The following is a 19,987-nucleotide window of genomic DNA, read 5'->3' as shown; positions in this document are numbered from 1 at the left end:
CTCCGTATCGGGTTCGGATTAGCAACTGACCCTGATGTAAATAATCGCAGCGGTCAAATCCACCCCGAAAGCTCACGCCGGAGCATTGCTTCGACCATCGCAAGGCCTGAGTCCGAGGTGTTGAGGCAGGTAAGCACAGCATAATCCTCACCGCCCGCCTCGATGAATTCACGGCGGCCTTCCAATGCCAGTTCCTCCAGCGTCTCGACACAATCGGCGGCAAAGCCGGGGGCGGCGACGATCAGGCGTTTGGTGCCCTTCTGCCCTTCTGCGATCAGCGTGGTGTCGGTGGAGGGTTCAAGCCAGCGCGCCGGGCCAAAGCGCGATTGGAACGTGGTTTCAAACCTGACGCCCGCAAATTCAGGGCGCGCTGCCAACCGCTCGCGCAGCAGCCGCGCGGTTTTCTGGCAATGGCAATGATAGGGATCGCCCTTTTCCAGCGTTTGCAGCGGCATCCCGTGAAAACTCATCAGCATCACCTCAGGAGTAAAGCTGAGGGCTTGCACCTGCCGGGTCAGATCATCCGCCAGCGCACCCAGATAATCGGGGTGATCGTGATAAGGCGGCGCGAACCGCAGCGCCGGTTGCCAGCGCATTGCGCCGAGCACGCGGGCCACCTCGTCAAACACCGTCGCCGTGGTCGCCGCGCAATATTGCGGATACATCGGCGCAATCAGGATGCGATCACAGCCCTTGCCTGTCAGTTCGGTAATGCGCTGTTCGATCGAAGGGTTGCCATAACGCATGGCGTAATCGATCACGATATTATCACCGAACCGGGGTTCCATCACCTTGGCCATCGCCTCCGCCTGACGCGAAGTGATATCGGCCAGCGGCGATCCGCGCTCCGTCCATATCTTGGCATAGGCTTTCGCGCTTTTCTGCGGGCGGGTGTTGAGGATGATCCCGCGCAGGATCAATTGCCACACAATCGGCGGAATCTCGATCACGCGCCGGTCAGACAGAAACTGCTTGAGGTAGCGCCGCACCGAAGCCGGATCAGGCCCGTCAGGCGTGCCAAGGTTGACCAGCAAGACGCCGATCTGGCCGCTCGATACAGGGGGGTGGTCGCCCGGAAGGCGCTGGGTTTGCCAGGTCATATGCCGTCCGAAAGTAAGGGCAGGCGGCGCAGGCGCAACCCCGTCGCGGAAAACAACGCATTGGCAACCGCCGGAGGGGCCACCACCGCGCCCAGTTCGCCGGGATCGGCAGGCGGGGCTTCGCTGGCGATGAATTCAATTCGCATATCCGGGCAATCGGCCAGCACGGGCAGTCCCAGCGCTTCGTAATCGACCACTTCGGGCACACCGCCGCGCAGTTTGACCGGGTTGCCCAGCGCCGTGGCGATCCCGAACACCAGCCCGCCTTCAATCTGCTGGAGCGCGATGTCGTGATTGATGATCCGGCCAATATCCACCGCCGCCGACAGGCGCGTAACGCGCACCCCGCCTTCGCCTTGCCGCGCAGTGGCCACGCAGGCGATGCGCGCTGCCCCCGGCCCTTCGCCAATCCGTGCGCAGGCAATGCCCTGCCCGCTTTGGTTGGCCCCGCCATCCCATCCCGCCAGCTGCGCTGCGCGTTGCAAACACGCCGCCAGCCGCACATCGCCGCCCAGCATCGCCATCCTGAACGACAGCGGTTCACGCCCGTATTTCGCGGCGATTTCGTCGATGAAGCACTCAATCGCGAAGGTCGTCGGCCCATGGGCATTGCCGCGCACCCGCCCGACCGGCAGGCCGATGTCAACCGGGATATGCTCCACCAGCAGCGCAGGCAGCTGATAGGGCGGCACCGCACCTTCGCACGCCATCGCATCAGCCTGCCCGGAAGTTTCGCGGATCGCGGCCATGCTGGTGAGGTTGCCGAACAAACGCTTGCCAAATTCGCGCGCGGCGGACGGCGTCGCGATGCGTAGCCGCAGCGCATCAATCGCGCCGGGATCGGCCTGGGAAAGCTGCGCCCCGATCAGCAGCCATGCGGGCGCACGCGGGCGGCTGCGGATCATCTCGTCACGGCGGGGCCAGGTGAGTTGGACAGCGCGCGGCGCTTCCTTGGCAAGCTCGCGCGCGATCAGGGCGATTTCGATGGCGTGGTCATGTTCCAGCCGCGCATCGAAACTGCCGCCTGCGGGCATCGGGTATAGCGCCACGTCCTCAGTAGCGATGCCGATCGCGCGGGCGGCGGCAATGCGCGCCTGTTCGGGGGCCTGACTGGCGATCCACAGATCGAGCCGCCCGTCGGCATAGCGCGCGGTGGCGGTCGCGGTTTCGAGCGGGGCGGCATAGCCCGGCTCGACCTCGTAACGGCGCGCCATGTCCACGCGCTTCAGCGCCGCGCCGCCAAACCCGGTTTCGGCAATCGGAAAGGCTTCCCCGCCATCAAGCATGGTATCAAGACGGGCGGCGATTTCATTGCTGTTGACCGGTGAGGTCACTGCGAATCTGGGCTTCATCGCATTAAGCGCCTGATCCGCGCTCCACCATGTGTCGGCCGCAACCGCAAGCCAGCGTTTGGACTGGATGATCCCGGCCAACCCCTTGATCCCGGCAGCGGCATCGCGATTGAACCCGGTCAGTTCCGATCCATCGGCAGGCCCGTGGCGGATCGAGGCATAGACCATCCCCGGCAGCCGCACATCGCCGGCAAAGCGATACGACCCATCAACCTTGGACGGCAGATCAAGTCGGGGAAAGGCGGGGGCCGCGTCGGATTCGGCAGATAGCGGGGCTTCGCGCAAAGGTTCGGGGCGCAGCGGCGCGGGGTCGGGCGGAGTCCACGCGGCGGCGGCTTCGGCCAACTCGCCAAAGGTGGCGCGCCGTTCGCTATGCGAGACAAAGCCCTCTGCGACCTCGCATTCTTCCCAAGCTACGCCCCAGCGCGAGGCGGCCTCCTGCGCCAGCATCGCGCGGGCAGCGGCGGCAGCTTCGCGGCAGGGTAGTTCATAGGCTTCGATCGCGGTGCCAGCGGCGGTAGCGTTGAACCGCTGCGCCCCGGCAAATCGCTGCGCCATCAGGGCATCGGTGCTGGCAGACAGCCCGGCGGCAACGGGATCCCACAACGCGATCCATTTCTGCGCCAGCGGCACATTGGCATAGGCACCCGAAACCGGCGCAGGCTCCACGGCAATCTGCCGCCAGTCCGCGCCCAATTCATGCGCCACGATCTGCGGTAGCAGGGTGGTGATGCCCTGCCCCATTTCCAGCTGCGGCACCGCCACGGTGACTACGCCATCATTGGCGATCTTGAGCCATGCGCCGAACACCTGCTCGCCCTTCGCCGCCACCAGCGGGCTGGCATAGCTGCGCGGCATCAGCCACCATGCGATCAGCAGGCCGCCCCCCGCTGCTGCCCCTGCCAGCACACCCCGCCGCGAGACCTGCATCGCCTAGACCGCCCCTGTATCAAGCCAGCGCGCAAGACGCTGCGCAATCGCTGCAAATGGCGCGCCGACCTCGTCATCGCGGGCTGCCGGCGGCTCACCCGTGTCGCCCGCAATCCGCGTCGCCAATGTCAACGGCACCCGGCCCAGGAACGGGATTTCCAGTGCAGCGGCGAATTTCTCAACCCCGCCCTGCCCGAACGGATCGCTGATCTCGCCGCAATGCGGGCAGGCATAGCCCGCCATGTTTTCAACCAGCCCGATGATCGGCACATCGCCCTGTTCGAACAATTGCCCGGCACGCGCAGCGTCGATCAGCGCGAGATCCTGCGGAGTTGAAACGAGGATCGCGCCATCGGGTCGGTGGGCGGACAGCATCGACAATTGCACATCGCCGGTGCCCGGCGGCAGATCGACCAGCAGCAAATCGGTATCGCCCCATTCGGCATCGACCAGTTGCGCCAGCGCCTTTCCGGTCATCGGCCCGCGCCAAGCCAGTGCCTTTCCAGGCGCGACCAGGTGGCCCATCGATAGCACCTTGACCCCGTGGCGGCTGGCAATCGGCACCAGCTTGTCGCCTTCGACCGCAGGCTTGATCCCCTCGGTTCCCAGCAATTTGGGCTGCGAGGGGCCGTAAATGTCGCCGTCAATCACGCCCACCTTGCGCCCCATCCGCGCCAGCGCAACCGCAAGATTGGTGGTCAACGTCGATTTGCCGACCCCGCCCTTGCCCGACCCCACCGCGATCAAGCGGCGGCGGCGGCGTTCCCCCGTCAGCGCGATGCGCACGACGTCGACTTCAGCCAGCGGGGTTAGCGCGGCGGTGATCGCGCTTTCCAGTTCGGCGCGGGCGCTATCGGACAGGTCACCTGCCTCAGCCACAACCACCGCGCGGCGCGAAATGATCCGGGCCGATTGCAAACGCTGGTTGATTTCAGGCGGCAAAGCGGCGCGGATCAGCGCTTCTTCAGCTGTCGGTTCGCGGGATGGTTCGGGTGGTTTGCTCATCGCGGAACGCCTCTACCATCAAATTCACGCTGCCAACCCCTGTTTTTCGCCGCAGAGCGTGCCTATAACGGCATTATGCAAAGATTGGTCGGTTGGAGAGAACGTCTTGGTGTGGCCGCACGCGGCCTTGCCATGGCTGGCAAAAATAATCCGTGGGGCGGATCGGGCAAGGGCGATGAGCCCGGCAGCGATGGCGGCAGCGGTGCAGGCGGCAGCGGCGGGCCGGATGGCCCGCGCAATCCGTGGCTGCCCGGCGGGGGTGAACCTGGCAAGCGGCGCTCGGCCAGTATCGAAGATATCTTCAAGGGTCGCGGCCCCGAAGGCCCGCGCCGCGCGGGTGGTGGCCCCGGCGGCCCCGCTTTCCGCCTGCCAGAACGGCCCGGCGGCAAAAGCTGGCTTCCGGTCATTATCGGCTCAGTTGCATTGATCTGGGTCGCCGCAAGCAGCGTCCATTTCGTCCAGCCGGGCGAACAGGCGGTGGTCACATGGCTCGGCGGGAAATATTCGGACACGCTTGATTCGGGCACCAATTTCACCGCGCCCTGGCCGATCAACATGGTCGAAAAGGAAAACGTCACGCAGATCCGGTCGGAGGAAATTCCCGGCACCAACACCGAAAAACTGATCCTGACCGGGGATCAGAACCTGGTCGATCTGTCTTACGTGGTGCGCTGGAACATCTCTAACCTGACGCTTTACAAATATCAGCTGGCCGATCCGCGCAACGCGCTGCTTGAAATCGGCGAAGCCGCCATGCGCGCGGCAGTGGCGCGCAAGAAACTCGACGAGGTTCTGACCGGTGAAGGCCGCGCGGAAATCGAACAGGCGGTGCGCGAACGGATGCAGGCGCGGCTTGATGCCTATCGTTCGGGGATCACCGTGCAGGGCGTTGAAATCAACAAGACCGACCCGCCAAGCCGGGTTGAAGAAGCGTTCAAGGACGTGTCTTCGGCGCAGCAGGATGCCGATGCGGCGGTCAACCGCGCGCAGGCGATCGCCCAGCAAGTGCTGGCGCGGGCACAGGGTGATGCGAGCGAATTCAACAATATCTATGCGGAATATCGCCTCGCCCCCGAAGTGACGCGCCGCCGCCTGTATTACGAGACCATGGAATCGGTGCTGTCCAAGACCGACAAAACCATCGTCGAATCCGGCAATGTAACGCCCTATCTGCCGCTGCCCGAATTGCAGCGCCGGGCGCAGACCGCAGCCCAGCCGCCGCGGCCGCAAGGGGAATAACGCCATGAATGCTGTGTTTCAGAACTACAAAGCGATCCTGATCGCCGCCATCGTCATTCTGGTGGCGTTGCTGTCCAGCGTGGTGATCGTGCCCGAAACCCATCAGGCGGTGGTGATCCGCACCGGTCAGCCCGACCGGGTGTTCAACCAGTTCCGGCCCGAATTGCCCTACGGCCAGACCGGTGCGGGCATCAACTGGCGCATCCCGTTTGTCGAAGCGGTGCAGATGGTTGACCGCCGGGTGCTCGATCTCGACATGACCCGGCAACAGGTGCTCTCCAACGATCAGCAGCGCCTGCAGGTCGATGCCTATGCCCGCTATCGCATCATCGATCCGGTGCGGATGGTGGAGCGTGCCGGGACGGAAGAACAGCTCGAATCGCAATTGTTGCCGATCCTCACTTCGGTGCTGCGGCAGGAACTGGGGCGGCGGCCGTTTTCGGCGCTGATCAATGCCGAGCGCGGCACCGCGATGGCCAACATCACCCGCACGCTGGATACGCAGGCGCGCAATTACGGCGCGCAGGTGCTCGACGTGCGGATCAAGGCGGCAGACCTTCCCGAAGGTCGCCCGCTTGATGCCGCCTTCACCCGGATGGAAACCGATCGGCAGGAAGAAGCCGCCACCATCCGCGCTGCCGGGCAACGCGATGCGCAAATCACTCAGGCCGAAGCCCAGGCGCAGGCCGCGCGCATCTATGCCGATGCTTATGGAAAAGACCCGGAATTCTACGATTTCTATCGCGCCATGCAAAGCTATCGCCAGACCTTTCTGGCCGGGGAAGGCAACAGCGCGATGGTGCTTTCGGACGACAGCGAATATTTCCGCCAGTTCAGGGGGAAACGCTAACGCGTTCGACCAGGGGATGATCCTGAGCGCCGAATGTAATGTTGCGTTCAATCAGCGTTCAGGCCCGAAAGGTGCATTTGGGGCAATCCAGCCATCTGTTCGGCTGGCCCCGTTGACAGTGTAAGGAACGTAGCGACCCCCGCGCGTTCCTGCTTGATGATAAGGACCAAGAGGACGTGAAGAACGTGCGCTATGTATACGGACTGTCGAGCGCGCTGCTGGTCGGCGGCGCTGCCATTTCGCTGATCACCGGAACGCCGCTGGGCGCGCAGGTGGCGCAGAATGATGATGCGGTGATGGACCGGGTGGTGCCGATTGAAGGTGCCCCTGTCAGCTTTGCCGATCTCACCGCGCAATTACAGCCTGCGGTGGTCAATATTGCCACGCGCCAGCGGATCGAGGTTGCCAATAACCCATTCGCTGGGACACCCTTTGCCGACCTGTTCAGCCGCCGTCAGGGCGGCGGCGGTCAGCCGCAAACGCGTGAGGCGCAGTCGCTGGGGTCGGGCTTCATTATTTCGGCCGATGGCTTTGTGGTGACCAATAATCACGTGGTCTCCCCCGATAGCCGCGCCAAGCTGGAATCGATCACCGTTACCTTGCCCGATGGCACCGAATACGAAGCCGAACTGGTCGGCGCTGATGCCGCATCCGATCTCGCGGTGCTCAAGATCAAGGCCAACCGATCCTTCCCGTTCGTGACCTTCGGCGATTCGAGCGCGGCGCGCGTGGGTGATTGGGTCGTGGCAATCGGCAATCCGTTCGGCCTTGGCGGCACGGTGACCAGCGGGATCATTTCCGCAGTCTATCGCAACACCGGCCAGGGCGGCGCTTATGACCGCTATCTCCAGACCGATGCCAGCATCAACCGCGGCAATTCGGGCGGGCCGCTGTTCGACATGCGCGGCAATGTGATCGGCATCAATAATGCAATCTTCTCGCCTTCGGGTGGCAGCGTCGGCATCGGCTTTGCGATCCCCGCTGAAATCGCCGCGCCGATCGTCGAGCAACTGCGCGACGGGCGCGAAATTCAGCGCGGTTATCTCGGCGTCGGCCTCCAGCCGATTGATGAAGACTTCGCCGAATCGCTCGGTCTGCCCAAACGGCGCGGCGAATTGGTGCAGACCGTGCAGGATGATAGCCCGGCAGCACGCGCGGGTTTGAAGCCCGGCGACATCGTCACCAAGGTCGACGGCAAAGACGTGACTGGGGAACAGACGGTATCCTTCCTGGTCGCCAATATGGAACCCGGCGCGCAGGTGCCGGTCGAATTGCTGCGCGATGGCAAACGCCTCGCACTCAACGTCACGCTCGGAAAACGCCCAAGTGAAGCGGAATTGCAGCAGCAGACTCAGACTTTCGATCCCGATTCCGAAGAGCCGATGGCACCGGGCGCCTCGAACGAGACGATCGAACAGAAGTTGGGTTTGCAGGTGATTCCGATGACCGCAGCGATTGCCCGCTCGCTTGGCGTGCCGGCTGAAACGCAGGGCGTGGTGATCGCAGCGGTTGATCCCAATGCCGACGCGGCGCGCAAGGGTCTGCGGCGCGGAGACATCGTCCTGTCGGCCAATTATCAGGCGGTTGCCTCAGTCGAAGCGCTGGCGGAGCAGGTCAAGGCTGCCGCGACCGAGGGGCGCGAGGCGATCCTGCTACGCGTCCAGCGCCGCACGCAGCCTCCGGCGTTCTTCCCGATCCGACTGCGCTGATCGGTTGATATCGCAAAACAGAAAGGGCGCCGGGAGCAATTCCGGCGCCCTTTTTTATCATAACTCAGGCGGTGGACGGCGCGGGGCTGACGGGCGTGGGATTTCGCCGCCGGTGGCTTCTTCAAGGAAATCCTGGCTGGCCGCAGGGGGTGCAGCAGGCCCGCGCTCACCTTCGATCCCGAATGGGCTGGGCGCAGGTTCACGCCGCCCCGGCTCGACCAGATTGCCCTGTTCGTCGATGTAGTAATAATCGTCAGGCTCGCCAAACAACGCCTCTTCATCGGGTTCGAGCTGCCATTCGGGCAGTTCGAGCGTGATGTCGAACTCCTCAACCGGGCGATCCTTGACGGCATAGCGCATATAGGCGGCGAACGCCTGCGCGGGGGCGCGCCCACCCTGCAGGCCCGCCACCGGCTTGGCATCATCGCGGCCCATCCATACGCCAGTGGTGATTCCGCTGGAAAAACCGATGAACCAGCCATCCTTGTTCGATGAAGTGGTGCCGGTCTTGCCCGCCACTGGCCGCCCGATCTGCGCCGCACGGCCAGTGCCGGTCTGCACTGCGGCTTGCAGCAGATCGGTCGCCCCGGCGACCACGTAATCGGGCACCTGCTGCACCTTGCGCGGTTCGTCGCGGCGATAGAGCACATCGCCGCTCGCGCCTGTGACCTTGGTGATGCCATAGGGCTGCACCGCGACGCCCTTGGCAGAGATCCCGGCAAAGGCCTGCGTCATTTCGATCACGCGCACTTCGGATGAACCGAGCACCATCGAGGGGTAAGTCGCCACATCCGAGCTGATCCCGAACCGCCGCGCCATCGACGCAACCGTGCCAAAACCGACTTCGTTGCCCAACTGGGCTGCGACCGTGTTGATCGAAAAGGCGAACGCGGTGCGCAGATCGGTTTCGCCGACATTGCGCCCGTTCGAATTGCGCGGGCTCCACCCGTCAATAGTCACCGGCGTATCGACCACTTTATCTTCCGGCGTGTAGCCCGCTTCCAGTGCGGCGAGATAGACGAACAGCTTCCACGCCGACCCGGGCTGGCGCATCGCGGTGGTAGCACGGTTGAAATTGCTGGCGACGTAATCTGTGCCGCCGACCAGCGCGAGGATCGCTCCGTCGCGGTCAAGGCTGACCAATGCGCCTTGCGCGCCGCTGGGTGTGTTGGCCTCGATCGCGGCGGTCGCGGCGCGCTGCATTCCGATGTCGAGCGTGGTCCACACCTCAATCGGTTCGTAGGTTTCGGGCAGGATGATATCGAGCTGCGGCAGCACCCAATCGGTGAAATAGCGCACCGAATTCTGCCCCGCCTGCTGTTTCAACTGCACCGCGCTGACATCGACCCTGGCCTGATCGGGGGTGATATAGCCCTGTTCGCGCATTAGCCGAAGCACCACCTGGGCACGGTCAACCGCGGCCTGCACATCGGCGGTGGGGGAATAATGGCTCGGCGCTTTGACCAATCCGGCGATTATTGCGGCTTCGGCAACGCTCAGTTCGGTGGCCGGGTGGCTGAAGAACTTGCGGCTGGCGCTGTCGATCCCATAGGCCCCGCCGCCGAAATAGACTTTGTTGAGATAGAGTTCGAGAATCTGCTGCTTGGAGAATTTCCATTCGAGCGCCATCGCCAGCACCGCTTCGCGCGCCTTGCGGTCGAATGACCGGTTGTTGTTGAGGAACAGGTTGCGCGCCAGCTGCTGCGAGATTGTCGAGGTGCCGCCGATCCGGTCATCCCCGGTCATCCCTTCGATAATCGCGCCGGTCAGGCGCACCGGGTCAACCCCGAGATGCGAATGGAACCGCTTGTCCTCGACCGCGATCATCGCGTTGGTCATGTTTTCGGGAATCTCATTATAATCGAGCCATTCGCCAAAGCTTGGCCCAAGTTCGACCAGTTCGCGCCCGTCGCGCGCGCGCACGACAATGGTCTGCCCCGGCTGGGTTGCCTTGAGCGCGGCGTAGCTGGGCAGCGATTGCGCCGCGAACCCGACCGCAAAGGCGAGAAATACCAACCCCAGCAGCGCCAACGCGCCGCCCCACAACATCCCGCGTTTGAACCAGCGGCGCAGACGCGAAGGCGGCGCATTGTCCGGCTTGCGTGCTGCCGCGGGTGCCGACCGCTGCGCCGCCGCCCGGCGCTTTCCGCGCGCGCCCCTGTCCTGCAATCGCTCACCCCTTTTTGACATGGCCTGTGCCCATTTGATGCCCACCGGTCAGGGGCGGAAACGCGCGCCATGCATAGGCGAGTTGTAACCGGGGGTGAACCTGCGTCTGCAAAACTCTCCCCGGTTGGCCGCGCGGCCTCATTCCTCTGCCGGGGTAAAAATCAGCGCGGCGGAGTTGATGCAATACCGCAGCCCCCCCTGTTCGGGCGGGCCATCGGGAAAGACATGGCCGAGATGCCCGCCGCACTTGCCGCAGCGTACTTCGGTGCGGATCATGCCGTGGGCGGTGTCGCGGTGTTCCTCGACCACCTCGCCATCGGCGGGCTGAGTAAAGGCGGGCCAGCCGCAGCCGGAATTGTATTTGGCGGTGCTGTAGAACAGCTGCGTGCCGCAGGCGGCGCAATGATATTCGCCTTCATCGTAAAACTTGTCATATTCGCCGGTGAAGGCGCGTTCGGTGGCCGCTTCGCGCAGCACATGATACTGCATCGGCGAAAGGCGTTCGCGCCATTCGGCATCGGTCAGGCTACGGGGATCGTCAGTCATAGCGGCACCTCTTGATAGCTCACCCGTCCAGCAGCGCATAATGCGGCGGCGGTTTGATCGCGTCCATCCGCTCGGTCAGTAGCGGGCGGAAGCTCGGGCGGCTTTTGAACACCGCATACCAGCCGCGCGATTGTTCGTGGCCCGTCCAGTCGATCCCGCCGAGATAATCCGCGACCGAAATCTGCGCGGCAGCGGCCAGATCCGCGAGGCTCATGGTCGAACCCGCTACCCACGGGCGGTTGTCGATCAGCCAGTCGAGGTAATCCAGGTGCCCGTGGGCCAGCTTCATCGCATTGCGCAACGCACCGCTATCGGGCGGCTGGCGCAAGATGCGCTTCCTCATCCGTTCTGACAGCAGCGGCGCGGTGACATCGGCGTAGAAATTCTCGTCAAACAGCGCCACCAAACGGCGGATTTCGGCGCGCTGCGTGGCCGAGCCGTTGATCATCGGGCTGCGTTCGACCACCTCTTCGAAATATTCGGCAATCGCCCTGCTATCGGGAATGATGATGTTCTTGTCCCGATTGACGATCACCGGCGTGCGTCCAGCGGGGTTCAAGTTGAAGAACATGTCCGATGCCGCCCAGGGATCTTCGCGCACCAGATCATAGGCGACGTTCTTTTCGCCCAGCAGCAGACGGATCTTGCGGCTGAAAGGGCACAGCGGGAATTGATAAAGGAGCCACATGGTGCCGCGTTCCTTGCCGCAATTTTTAACGCAAATCCATGCCCTGCACCCGGTAACCGGGGAGTAATCAGACGCCAGAGGATTCCAGCATCAGCAGGCAGGTCGGCATGATCTTGTGCACCTCATCATTGGTGATCAGCGCCTGCGCCTCGTCCTTGGCAAGCTGGGTGATCCCGGCGCGATCCAGCCCGCTGGCATCCATCAGCTGCGCCATTGTCAGCACGAAGAATTCGCGGCCCCGCGTGCTCAGATCAGGCCATTGCTGCGCCGCCACATCGCTGTTCGCCTGCCCGTTCGCCACCACCGCAAACGCCGCTGCACAGCGCAACAGCGCGCGGTTTTCCTGAGAAAGGACGGGAGACTGGGCGGGGGCAGCCTGCAGCATGAGCGCAGCGGCGAGAAGCGAAGTGAGCATAGGCCACCCTATGCACCGCGATATGAACCTGATGCTACCGAAATCCGCATTGCTGCAAGCGTAAATCCGTCCTAATCCGCAACTTGTCTTATAAGAGGAGACTCCAAAATATGTTCAGTCACATAATGGTTGGCACCAACGATTTTGACCGTGCCAAGGCGTTTTATGATGCCGTGCTGGCCACGCTCGGCGCAGGGCCGGGAATGGTCAACGTCGCCGCCACCGGGCACAAGCGCGCGTTCTGGATGCACAATGGCGGGATGTTCTCGATCAGCCAGCCGATCAACGATGCCCCTGCCTGCGTCGCCAACGGCTCGACCATCGGCTTCGCCTGCGACAGTCTGGAGCAGGTAAAGGCCTTCCACGATGCCGCCGTTGCAGCGGGCGGCACGTCGATCGAAGACCCGCCGGGCCCGCGAGTCGGCGCGATGGGGACGATGAACCTCGGCTATGTGCTCGATCTTGATGGTCACAAGCTGTGTATGTTGCACCGCGCGTGATGATCTTACCGGCTTAATTCAAACACCGCGAATTCGGCGCGCCAGTTCGCTGCTGGCGCGCCGATTTCGCTTTCATTGGCAAAGAACCACGCACGTTCGATCCTCGCGCCTTTTTCCCGCGCCAGATCGCGGAAATCCTCCACCGTCACATGGTGGATGTTCTGCGTCTCGTACCAACTGACCGGCAAGGCGCGCGTGACCGGCATCCGCCCGCCGAACATCAGTGCCGCGCGGGTGCGCCAGTGGGCAAAGTTGGGGAAGGAAACAAACGCCCGCCGCCCGACGCGCAGCAGCTCATCGAGGATCAGATCGGGCCGGGTCGCGGTTTGCAACGTCTGGCTGAGGATCGCGTAGTCAAACGCCTTGTCGGGATATTCGGCCAGATCGACATTGGCATCGCCCTGCACCACCGATAGCCCGCGCGCAACGCAGCGTTCCACCAGCGCGCCGTCCAGCTCCATCCCGCGCGCATCGCATCCGCTGACGCTTTGGAGTTCCGCCATCAACGCGCCGTCGCCGCAGCCGATATCGAGCACCCGGCTGCCGGGTGCGACATGGGCGGCGATAGCGGCCAGATCGGGTCGGAGCGTCATTCGATGAACCCCTTAACCACCCGATCACACTGATCGTGGGGGAGCAGGAAACTGTCATGCCCATGGGCTGCGCTGAGTTCGACAAAGCTGACCTTCGCGCCCGCGGCGTTGAGCGCGTGGACGATGTGGCGGCTTTCCGCAGTGGGATACAGCCAGTCGGTATCAAAGCTGATCAGGCAGAAGCGCGCCTGCGTCCCGGCAAAGGCGTTGGCGAGCTTGCCGCCATGTTCCTCGGCCAGATCGAAATAATCCATCGCGCGGGTGATGTAGAGATAGGAATTGGCATCGAAGCGCCGCGTAAACCCGCTGCCCTGATAGCGCAGATAGCTTTCCACCTGGAATTCGGCATCAAAGCCGAAACCCTTGGCCTCACGATCCTGCAAGCGTCGCCCGAACTTTTCGGTCAGCCCAGCCTCGGACAGGTAGGTGATATGCGCCGCCATCCGGGCGACGGCGAGGCCATTATCGGGCCGCGCCTCGCTGGCGTAGTAATCGCCGCCCGCCCACGCCGGATCGGCCATGATCGCCTGACGCCCAACCTCGTGAAACGCGATATTCTGTGCCGAATGGCGCGCGGTTGACGCCAGCACCAGCACCCGCGCGGCGCGTTCGGGCCAGTTGGCGGCGAGGCTCAATGCCTGCATCCCGCCCATCGATCCGCCCACCACGGCGTGGAGTTGCGCGATCCCCAGCCCATCAAGCAGCGCCACCAGCCCGCGCACCATGTCGCGGATGGTGATGACGGGGAAGCGCATCGCATAGGGCTGCCCATCGGGCGCGATGCTGGAGGGGCCAGTTGATCCCATGCAGGAACCGATCACATTGGCGCAGATCACGAAATGGCGGTTGGTATCGATCGGCTTGCCGGGGCCGACCATGCGTTCCCACCACCCCGGCTTGCCGGTGATCGGGTGTGCGCTGGCAAGATATTGATCCCCGGTCAGCGCATGGCACACCAGCACCGCATTCGACGCATCGGGCGCAAGCGCGCCATAGGTCTGATAGGCAATCTGCGCGCCGTCGAGCGCCTGCCCGCTATCGAGCGGCAGGGGCTGGGGGATCTGAAATACAAGCGAAGGGTTCAACACGTGGCACTTAACCGAACAAGGGGCAGTGCTTCGACAAGCTCAGCACGAGCGGATTAATTTTGAGGTTAGCCCCATAACCGCTCACCCTGAGCTTGTCGAAGGGCTGTTTTTCTTTAATCGGGCTTGCGATGACAACCAAACCTCAGCCCAAACTCTGGATCGCCCAGATCCACGCCTATCAACCGGGCGCATCGCGCTCGGCCAGCGGCACGCCGCTGGTCAAGCTGTCCGCCAATGAAAACCCGCTCGGCTCCAGCCCGGCGGCGCTGGCGGCGCTGGCAATGCCGCATATCGCCGCCGATTATCCTGATCCCGATGCGCGGGCGCTGCGCGAAACCATCGCGGCGTTGCACGGGCTTGATGCCGACCGGATCGTGTGTGGTGCGGGTTCGGGCGAATTGCTGCAATGCGCGGTGCAGGCCGTGGCCGGGCCGGGGGATGAGGTGGTGTTTTCGCGCTATTCCTTTTCGCTTTACCCACTGCTGGCGCACCGGGTCGGCGCGGTTCCGGTGTTTGCGGATGATGCAGCCTATGCCGCGTCGGTCGACAAGCTGATCGCCGCCGTCACGCCGAACACCAAGGTCGTGCTGCTCGACAACCCCAACAACCCGGTTGGCACCTTCCTGCCGCCTGCCGAAGTGGCGCGGCTGCACGCGGGCCTGCCGCCGCAGGTGCTGTTGGTGGTGGATGAAGCATACGCCGAATATGTCGACCCCGCGCATCAGCACGCGGCATTTGATCTGGCGGCAGCGCATGACAACGTGCTGGTCACGCGGACATTTTCCAAGGCTTACGGACTTGCATCGGAACGCGTGGGCTGGGCGACCGGCGCGCCGGAGCTGATCTACCTCATCAACCGGCTGCGCGGGGCGTTCAATGTTTCCACCAGCGGGCAGAAGGCAGCGATTGCGGCGCTCGGCGATCAGGGTTTCGTCGCCGCCAGCCGCGCCCACAACGCGGCGGAACGCGCGCGGTTTTGCGATGCTATCGCCGCGCTGGGCAATCACGGCCTGACCGCCTCCCCCAGCGAGGCCAATTTCGTGCTGGTGCATTTCGGCGGCGGTGTGACCGCCGCAGCCGCACTCACTGCGCTGGCCGACGCGGGATATGCGGTGCGGCATTTGCCCGGACAGGGCCTGCCAGACGCGCTGCGCATTACCATCGGCACGGCGGACGCCATGACCGGCGTGATCGCCGCCTTGCGCGCCCTGTGCGGAGAACCGGCGTGACGATCGAACGCGTCGCGATCATCGGGCTGGGGCTGCTCGGCGGTTCGATCGGGCTCGCCGTGCAGGCGCGCGGGCTGGACATTGCCACCACCGGCTGGGACCGCGACCCGCAGGTGCGCGCCAAGGCGGCGGAGCGCGGGCTGGTGGGCCGGGTATGCGATACCGCCGCTGAGGCCGTTGCCAGTGCCGATCTTGTCATCCTCTGCGTGCCCGTTGGCGCGATGGGCGATGCGGCGCGCGAACTTGCCCCCGGCCTTTCCCCCCACGCGATCATCAGCGATGTCGGCTCGTCCAAGGAAGCCGTGGCAGACGCGCTCTCCGCCGCATTGCCGGAGGCCTGCATCATCCCTGCCCACCCCGTCGCAGGCACCGAACAGAGCGGGCCGGAGGCGGGCTTTGCCACGCTGTTCGCGGGCCGTTGGTGCATCATCACCCCGCCCGATGGCGTCGACCCGGCGGCGCTGGCGGCGCTTTCGGACTTCTGGGCGGCGCTCGGCTCGAAGGTCGAACTGATGGACGCCGCGCACCATGATCTGGTGCTCGCCGTGACCAGCCACATCCCGCACCTGATCGCCTACACGATTGTCGGCACGGCGAGCGATCTGGAGGATGTCACCCAAAGCGAGGTGATCAAATATTCCGCCGGGGGCTTCCGCGACTTCACCCGCATCGCCGCGTCCGATCCGGTGATGTGGCGCGATGTATTCCTGACCAACAAAGGCGCGGTGCTGGAGATGCTGGGGCGCTTTTCCGAAGACCTCACCGCGCTGCAACGCGCGATCCGATCAGGCGACGGGGATACGCTGTTCGATCTGTTCACCCGCACCCGCGCGATCCGGCGGCAGGTGATCGAACAGGGGCAGGATGATGAGCGGCCCGATTTCGGACGTGGGCACGGGGAATAGGGGGCACGGGGAATAGGGGGCACGGGGAATAGACGCCCGCTCCCTCATTCCTGCGCCTCCTTCCGGCCCGCCTGTTGGAGACACATGTTACACTGTCCAGAAGCAGAAAAATCCGCCGCCCCGCGCCGGCCGCCACAGGGCGGTTTTGCGGGATGGCGAAGGCGGATTTCGGACGGTTCATGCAGGCCACGCTGACAGGTCGCGCCAGAGTAGGAAAGCAGGTCGGCTTGGCGAGCCTTCGCGATAAAAGCCGCCATTCGGGGAATGGCGCCGAACTAGACATCCGCGAAAGGAACTGACGACCCGACAGCTGCCCCATGCTGGATCAGATCGCCGAAAAGCGCTCGATATCCTTGATCCTGCCTGACACAACCAATTCGTCGTCGGGGAAGATGATCGTGTCGGGCACAGCATGAATAAACGCCTCACCCGCACGCTTCACGCCCACAACAGTGACATCATATTTCTTGCGACATGCGCTGGTCACCAGCGGCAGGCCGATTATCGGCTCGGGAGCGCGAAGGCGCGCAATCGCGAACTCATCGCCAAAGGCGATGAAATCCAGCAGCCGCTCGTTAAGCAGATGCGCGACCCGTTCGCCCATGCGCTGTTCGGGGAACACGACATGGGTCGCGCCGATGCGTTCGAGGATCCGCGCGTGCTTCGCATTGCTCGCCTTGGCCCAGATGTTGGTGAGGCCCAGATCGGCGAGCGCCAGCACCGTCAGCACGCTAGCTTCGATATCGCTGCCGATCGCGACCACCGCCGCCTCGAAATCAGCGACACCCAACTGCCGCAGCATATCACCATCGGTGCAATCGGCCTCGACCACCTTGGTGAGGTCTGCTGCATATTCCTGCACCAGGTGGGGATCGCTATCCACCCCCAGCACTTCGCTGCCCATGTTGGTGAGCGTCCGGGCAACCGCGCCGCCGAAGCGGCCAAGGCCCACGACCAGAACGGGTTTGCGCTTGTCAGCCGACAATGAGATTCTCCTTGGGATAGCGATAGGGCCGCGGCGGCCGTCCTACGGCAAGCGCGGTGGCGACGGTTATTGTTCCCACCCTGCCGATGAACATCAACAGCACGAGCACCACCTGCGCGGATGGCGGCAGATCGGCGGTAATGCCGGTAGACAGGCCGACGGTGGCAAAGGCGGAGATGCACTCGAACAGGATCGTGGGAAGGGGCAGCGTGGTGATCGCGGAGATGTAAGTGGCGGCGACGAAGATGATGCCGCCCGCCAGCGCGGTCACGGTGAGCGCCTGCCGCTCAATCTCGCTGCCGAAGCGGCGGTCGAACAATCCGGCATCGCGGCGGCCCAACACTTCGGACAGGACGATCGCGAACAGCACGATGAAGGTCGTTACCTTGATCCCGCCCGCTGTGCCCGCACTGCCGCCGCCAATGAACATGAGGAGGTAATTTACCATCAGCGTCTGATCGTGGAACGCGCCCACATCGACGCTGTTGAAGCCGGCGGTGCGCGGCATCACCGAATGGAACGCGGCATTGAGCAGCTTGCTTCCCACGCCCATCGGGCCAAGCGTTGCCGCATTGGTCCATTCCATCGCCAGGATTGCGACAAAGCCCAACGCCAGCAGAGCGGCTGTGCCGTAGACGGTAATCTTGGAATGAAGCGACCACCGCTTCCACGCGAACCGCTTGTCGCGCAAATCCTGCATCACCGGAAAGCCGAGCGCCATCAGGATCACAGCGAGCATGATTGGCACCAGGATCACCGGATCGGACTGATACCCCATCACGCTGTCGGCATGGGTAGAGAACCCAGCATTGTTGAAGGCGCTGACCGCATGGAACACCCCGTGCCATATCGCGCTGCCCACACTCATATCGTAACTTGCTGCCATGCGCAGCGCGAGGATTGTGGCCACCGCCGCCTCGACGATAATCGTGATGGTGAAAACCAGCTTCAGCACAGATAGCGCATCGCCGCGTTCAAGCCGTCCGCGCTCAACCTGCGTGGCCATGCGATCATGCAAGCCAAAGCCGCGACCGGCGATCAGGCCAAACAGGGTTGCCGCCGTCATGATCCCAAGTCCGCCTATCTGAAACATCAACAGGATCGCGGCTTGCCCAAAAGGTGACCAGTAGGTACCCGTATCGACCACCACCAGCCCGGTGACGGCGATCGCCGAAGTTGCTGTAAACAAGGCTGTCAGTAACGGCGCCCGGGTGCCGTCAGCGGTAGCAATCGGCAGGCTTAGCAGCACAGTTCCCACAGCTATTGCGAGCAGAAAAAGGCTCGGCACCAGCCGGATCGGATTGCGCATTAGCTTCATCAGGGTGAATTGCCGACGAATCGTTCGGTAGGCAACAGCTTGGTGGAATTACCAGTGTGAGTATGGCAGCAATCGACCCACTTCCGGTCATCAGCGCCGCTGCCGTTCTCTCCCGACAGCGGACATGGCAGATGGAAACCTCACCTGTTCAGCGCGTTGATCGCGTCATGCACCCGCGCCTCGACCTCATCGCGCGGCAGGCCCGCGGGGATCGTCTCGCCGACCTTGTAGGTGATCCGCCCCGGGCGCTTGACCACGTGGTGATAGGCCGCCCCGCTATCCACCGCGATCGGCACCACCGGCAGGCGCAGCAGTTTGTAAAGCCCGGCAAACCCCGCCTGCAACCCCGGCCGCGTGCCTTGCGCCACGCGCGTGCCTTCGGGGAAGATCACCAGCGGACGCCCTTCTGCCACGCGCTGCTTTGCCACGGCGAGCATTTCGCGCAAAGTCTTCGCCCCCTTGTCGCGCGCCACCGGGATCAACCCATAGGTCAGCGCCGAATAGCCCCAGCCCGGGATGCTGAACAATTCCTGCTTGGCGAACACCGCCGGGAAGGTGAACAGGCGCGGAGTATCAATCGCTTCGAAGAAACTCTCATGCTTGACCGCGATCAGCACCGGCATATCGGGGATTTCGCCGTCGATCACCACTTCGATGCCGAGCACGTGTTCCACACACCACAAATGCCAACCGCCCCACTTGGCCACCACCGGGCGCAGCCACGCCTTGCGCGCGACAATCGCGATCACCGATGCGCTCACCAGAAATACGCTGCCGCCATAAAACAGCACATAAAACGCCAGGCTGCGCAGCGCGGCGAGGAGGAAGATCATAACTCGGCAAGCCCCGCCGCCCGGCTGGCGATCAGTTTGTGATATTCCAGAAACAATGTGCCGAAATCCGGTTGCGAAGGCACGGCATCGCGAATCACGGTGACATGGTCGGGCAGCGTCCGTTCAACCTCACCCGCGGCGCGGCGCATATGCCAATCGGTCGTCACCAGCCTTATCGATGTGACTTCGTTCTGCGCCACCCACTTGGCAGTTTCCGCCGCATTGGAACGGGTATCCACCGCCGCAAAGCCCAGCGTGACGCAGCATTCCATCTGTTCCGGCGCAACCCCGAATTCGGCAGCGAATTCGCCGGGGCGCACTTCGGAATCGACCCCGCTGACCAGCATTTTGGCGGCCAACCCCTGATCCAGCACCTCCAGCCCGCGCGCGATCCGCCCGGCCCCGCCGGTCGGCACGATCACCGCGTCGGTTGTCACGTCGGATGCCTCCTCCGGAAGCGTCACGACGAACCACAGGAAGCCGATCACCCAGACCAGAAACACCAAAGAAACACCGCGCCGGATCATGCCTGC

Annotated in this window: 19 protein-coding genes; 6 read left to right on the top strand and 13 right to left on the bottom strand. The window is 63.7% G+C overall.

What is annotated here, in order from left to right:
- Positions 1 to 53: 53 nt before the first annotated feature.
- Genes hemH through ABIE62_RS09050 form a run of 3 tightly spaced genes read right to left on the bottom strand, consistent with a single transcriptional unit; the run spans position 54 to position 4,387 of the window.
- On the bottom strand, positions 54 to 1,100 hold the full coding sequence (gene hemH / locus ABIE62_RS09060) for a ferrochelatase (protein ID WP_354325375.1): 1,047 nt from the start codon (positions 1,098 to 1,100) through the stop codon (positions 54 to 56).
- The gene (locus tag ABIE62_RS09055) at positions 1,097 to 3,382 is read right to left on the bottom strand and encodes a molybdopterin cofactor-binding domain-containing protein (protein WP_354325374.1); all 2,286 of its coding nucleotides are present in this window, start codon (positions 3,380 to 3,382) and stop codon (positions 1,097 to 1,099) included. The genes hemH and ABIE62_RS09055 overlap by 4 nt, the downstream gene beginning before the upstream one ends.
- A gap of 3 nt (positions 3,383 to 3,385) precedes the next feature.
- Positions 3,386 to 4,387: an Mrp/NBP35 family ATP-binding protein gene (locus ABIE62_RS09050; RefSeq protein ID WP_354325373.1), complete on the bottom strand. Its 1,002-nt coding sequence runs from the start codon at positions 4,385 to 4,387 to the stop codon at positions 3,386 to 3,388.
- A 132-nt stretch (positions 4,388 to 4,519) separates the two neighbouring features.
- Between ABIE62_RS09050 and hflK the strand changes: the two genes are divergently transcribed.
- From hflK to ABIE62_RS09035, 3 genes are all read left to right on the top strand, one after another.
- Positions 4,520 to 5,626, top strand: coding sequence for a protease modulator HflK (gene hflK, locus ABIE62_RS09045; protein WP_354325372.1), 1,107 nt, complete (start codon positions 4,520 to 4,522; stop codon positions 5,624 to 5,626).
- Positions 5,627 to 5,630: 4 nt separating this feature from the next.
- Positions 5,631 to 6,476, top strand: a complete 846-nt coding sequence (gene hflC / locus ABIE62_RS09040) for a protease modulator HflC (RefSeq protein ID WP_354325371.1) — start codon at positions 5,631 to 5,633, stop codon at positions 6,474 to 6,476.
- A 176-nt stretch (positions 6,477 to 6,652) separates the two neighbouring features.
- Complete coding sequence (locus ABIE62_RS09035; RefSeq protein WP_354325370.1) at positions 6,653 to 8,185, top strand: Do family serine endopeptidase; 1,533 nt, start codon at positions 6,653 to 6,655, stop codon at positions 8,183 to 8,185.
- 57 nt (positions 8,186 to 8,242) lie between these two features.
- Here the strand turns inward: ABIE62_RS09035 and ABIE62_RS09030 are convergent, their stop codons facing one another.
- From ABIE62_RS09030 to ABIE62_RS09015, 4 genes are all read right to left on the bottom strand, one after another.
- On the bottom strand, positions 8,243 to 10,375 hold the full coding sequence (locus ABIE62_RS09030) for a transglycosylase domain-containing protein (RefSeq protein WP_354325369.1): 2,133 nt from the start codon (positions 10,373 to 10,375) through the stop codon (positions 8,243 to 8,245).
- A gap of 117 nt (positions 10,376 to 10,492) precedes the next feature.
- A complete protein-coding gene (gene msrB / locus ABIE62_RS09025) occupies positions 10,493 to 10,900 on the bottom strand; it encodes a peptide-methionine (R)-S-oxide reductase MsrB (protein ID WP_354325368.1) in 408 nt (135 codons plus the stop codon).
- 19 nt (positions 10,901 to 10,919) lie between these two features.
- Positions 10,920 to 11,588, bottom strand: a complete 669-nt coding sequence (locus ABIE62_RS09020) for a glutathione S-transferase family protein (protein ID WP_354325367.1) — start codon at positions 11,586 to 11,588, stop codon at positions 10,920 to 10,922.
- Between the two features lie 67 nt (positions 11,589 to 11,655).
- Complete coding sequence (locus tag ABIE62_RS09015; protein ID WP_354325366.1) at positions 11,656 to 12,003, bottom strand: hypothetical protein; 348 nt, start codon at positions 12,001 to 12,003, stop codon at positions 11,656 to 11,658.
- A 110-nt stretch (positions 12,004 to 12,113) separates the two neighbouring features.
- Here ABIE62_RS09015 and ABIE62_RS09010 point away from each other — a divergent pair, with 110 nt between their 5' ends.
- Positions 12,114 to 12,503 carry a VOC family protein gene (locus ABIE62_RS09010; protein ID WP_354325365.1) on the top strand — a complete coding sequence of 130 codons (390 nt, stop codon included), beginning with the start codon at positions 12,114 to 12,116 and terminating at the stop codon, positions 12,501 to 12,503.
- A gap of 5 nt (positions 12,504 to 12,508) precedes the next feature.
- Here the strand turns inward: ABIE62_RS09010 and metW are convergent, their stop codons facing one another.
- The gene (gene metW / locus ABIE62_RS09005; RefSeq protein WP_354325364.1) at positions 12,509 to 13,096 is read right to left on the bottom strand and encodes a methionine biosynthesis protein MetW; all 588 of its coding nucleotides are present in this window, start codon (positions 13,094 to 13,096) and stop codon (positions 12,509 to 12,511) included.
- Entirely contained in the window at positions 13,093 to 14,181 is a 1,089-nt protein-coding gene (gene metX, locus ABIE62_RS09000; RefSeq protein ID WP_354325363.1) for a homoserine O-acetyltransferase MetX, read from the bottom strand. Before metX ends, metW begins: the two co-directional genes overlap by 4 nt.
- A gap of 131 nt (positions 14,182 to 14,312) precedes the next feature.
- Here metX and ABIE62_RS08995 point away from each other — a divergent pair, with 131 nt between their 5' ends.
- Both ABIE62_RS08995 and ABIE62_RS08990 read left to right on the top strand, forming a co-directional pair.
- Positions 14,313 to 15,413, top strand: coding sequence for a pyridoxal phosphate-dependent aminotransferase (locus ABIE62_RS08995; RefSeq protein ID WP_354325361.1), 1,101 nt, complete (start codon positions 14,313 to 14,315; stop codon positions 15,411 to 15,413).
- Positions 15,410 to 16,318, top strand: a complete 909-nt coding sequence (locus tag ABIE62_RS08990; protein ID WP_354325360.1) for a prephenate/arogenate dehydrogenase family protein — start codon at positions 15,410 to 15,412, stop codon at positions 16,316 to 16,318. Before ABIE62_RS08995 ends, ABIE62_RS08990 begins: the two co-directional genes overlap by 4 nt.
- A 325-nt stretch (positions 16,319 to 16,643) precedes the next feature.
- Here the strand turns inward: ABIE62_RS08990 and ABIE62_RS08985 are convergent, their stop codons facing one another.
- From ABIE62_RS08985 to ABIE62_RS08970, 4 genes are all read right to left on the bottom strand, one after another.
- Positions 16,644 to 17,303, bottom strand: a complete 660-nt coding sequence (locus ABIE62_RS08985) for a potassium channel family protein (protein WP_354325358.1) — start codon at positions 17,301 to 17,303, stop codon at positions 16,644 to 16,646.
- Positions 17,293 to 18,621 (bottom strand): TrkH family potassium uptake protein, encoded by a 1,329-nt coding sequence (locus ABIE62_RS08980; protein ID WP_354325356.1) that lies wholly within the window; start codon positions 18,619 to 18,621, stop codon positions 17,293 to 17,295. Before ABIE62_RS08980 ends, ABIE62_RS08985 begins: the two co-directional genes overlap by 11 nt.
- Before the next feature lie 140 nt (positions 18,622 to 18,761).
- On the bottom strand, positions 18,762 to 19,454 hold the full coding sequence (locus tag ABIE62_RS08975; RefSeq protein ID WP_354325354.1) for a lysophospholipid acyltransferase family protein: 693 nt from the start codon (positions 19,452 to 19,454) through the stop codon (positions 18,762 to 18,764).
- A complete protein-coding gene (locus ABIE62_RS08970; RefSeq protein WP_354325352.1) occupies positions 19,451 to 19,981 on the bottom strand; it encodes a YdcF family protein in 531 nt (176 codons plus the stop codon). The genes ABIE62_RS08975 and ABIE62_RS08970 overlap by 4 nt, the downstream gene beginning before the upstream one ends.
- Between the last annotated feature and the right edge of the window lie 6 nt (positions 19,982 to 19,987).

The sequence above is a fragment of the Porphyrobacter sp. MBR-155 genome (assembly GCF_040547625.1).
Lineage (GTDB): Bacteria > Pseudomonadota > Alphaproteobacteria > Sphingomonadales > Sphingomonadaceae > Erythrobacter.
The sequence above is the reverse complement of the archived record's forward strand: the minus strand, read 5'-3'. Positions and strand labels throughout refer to the sequence as shown.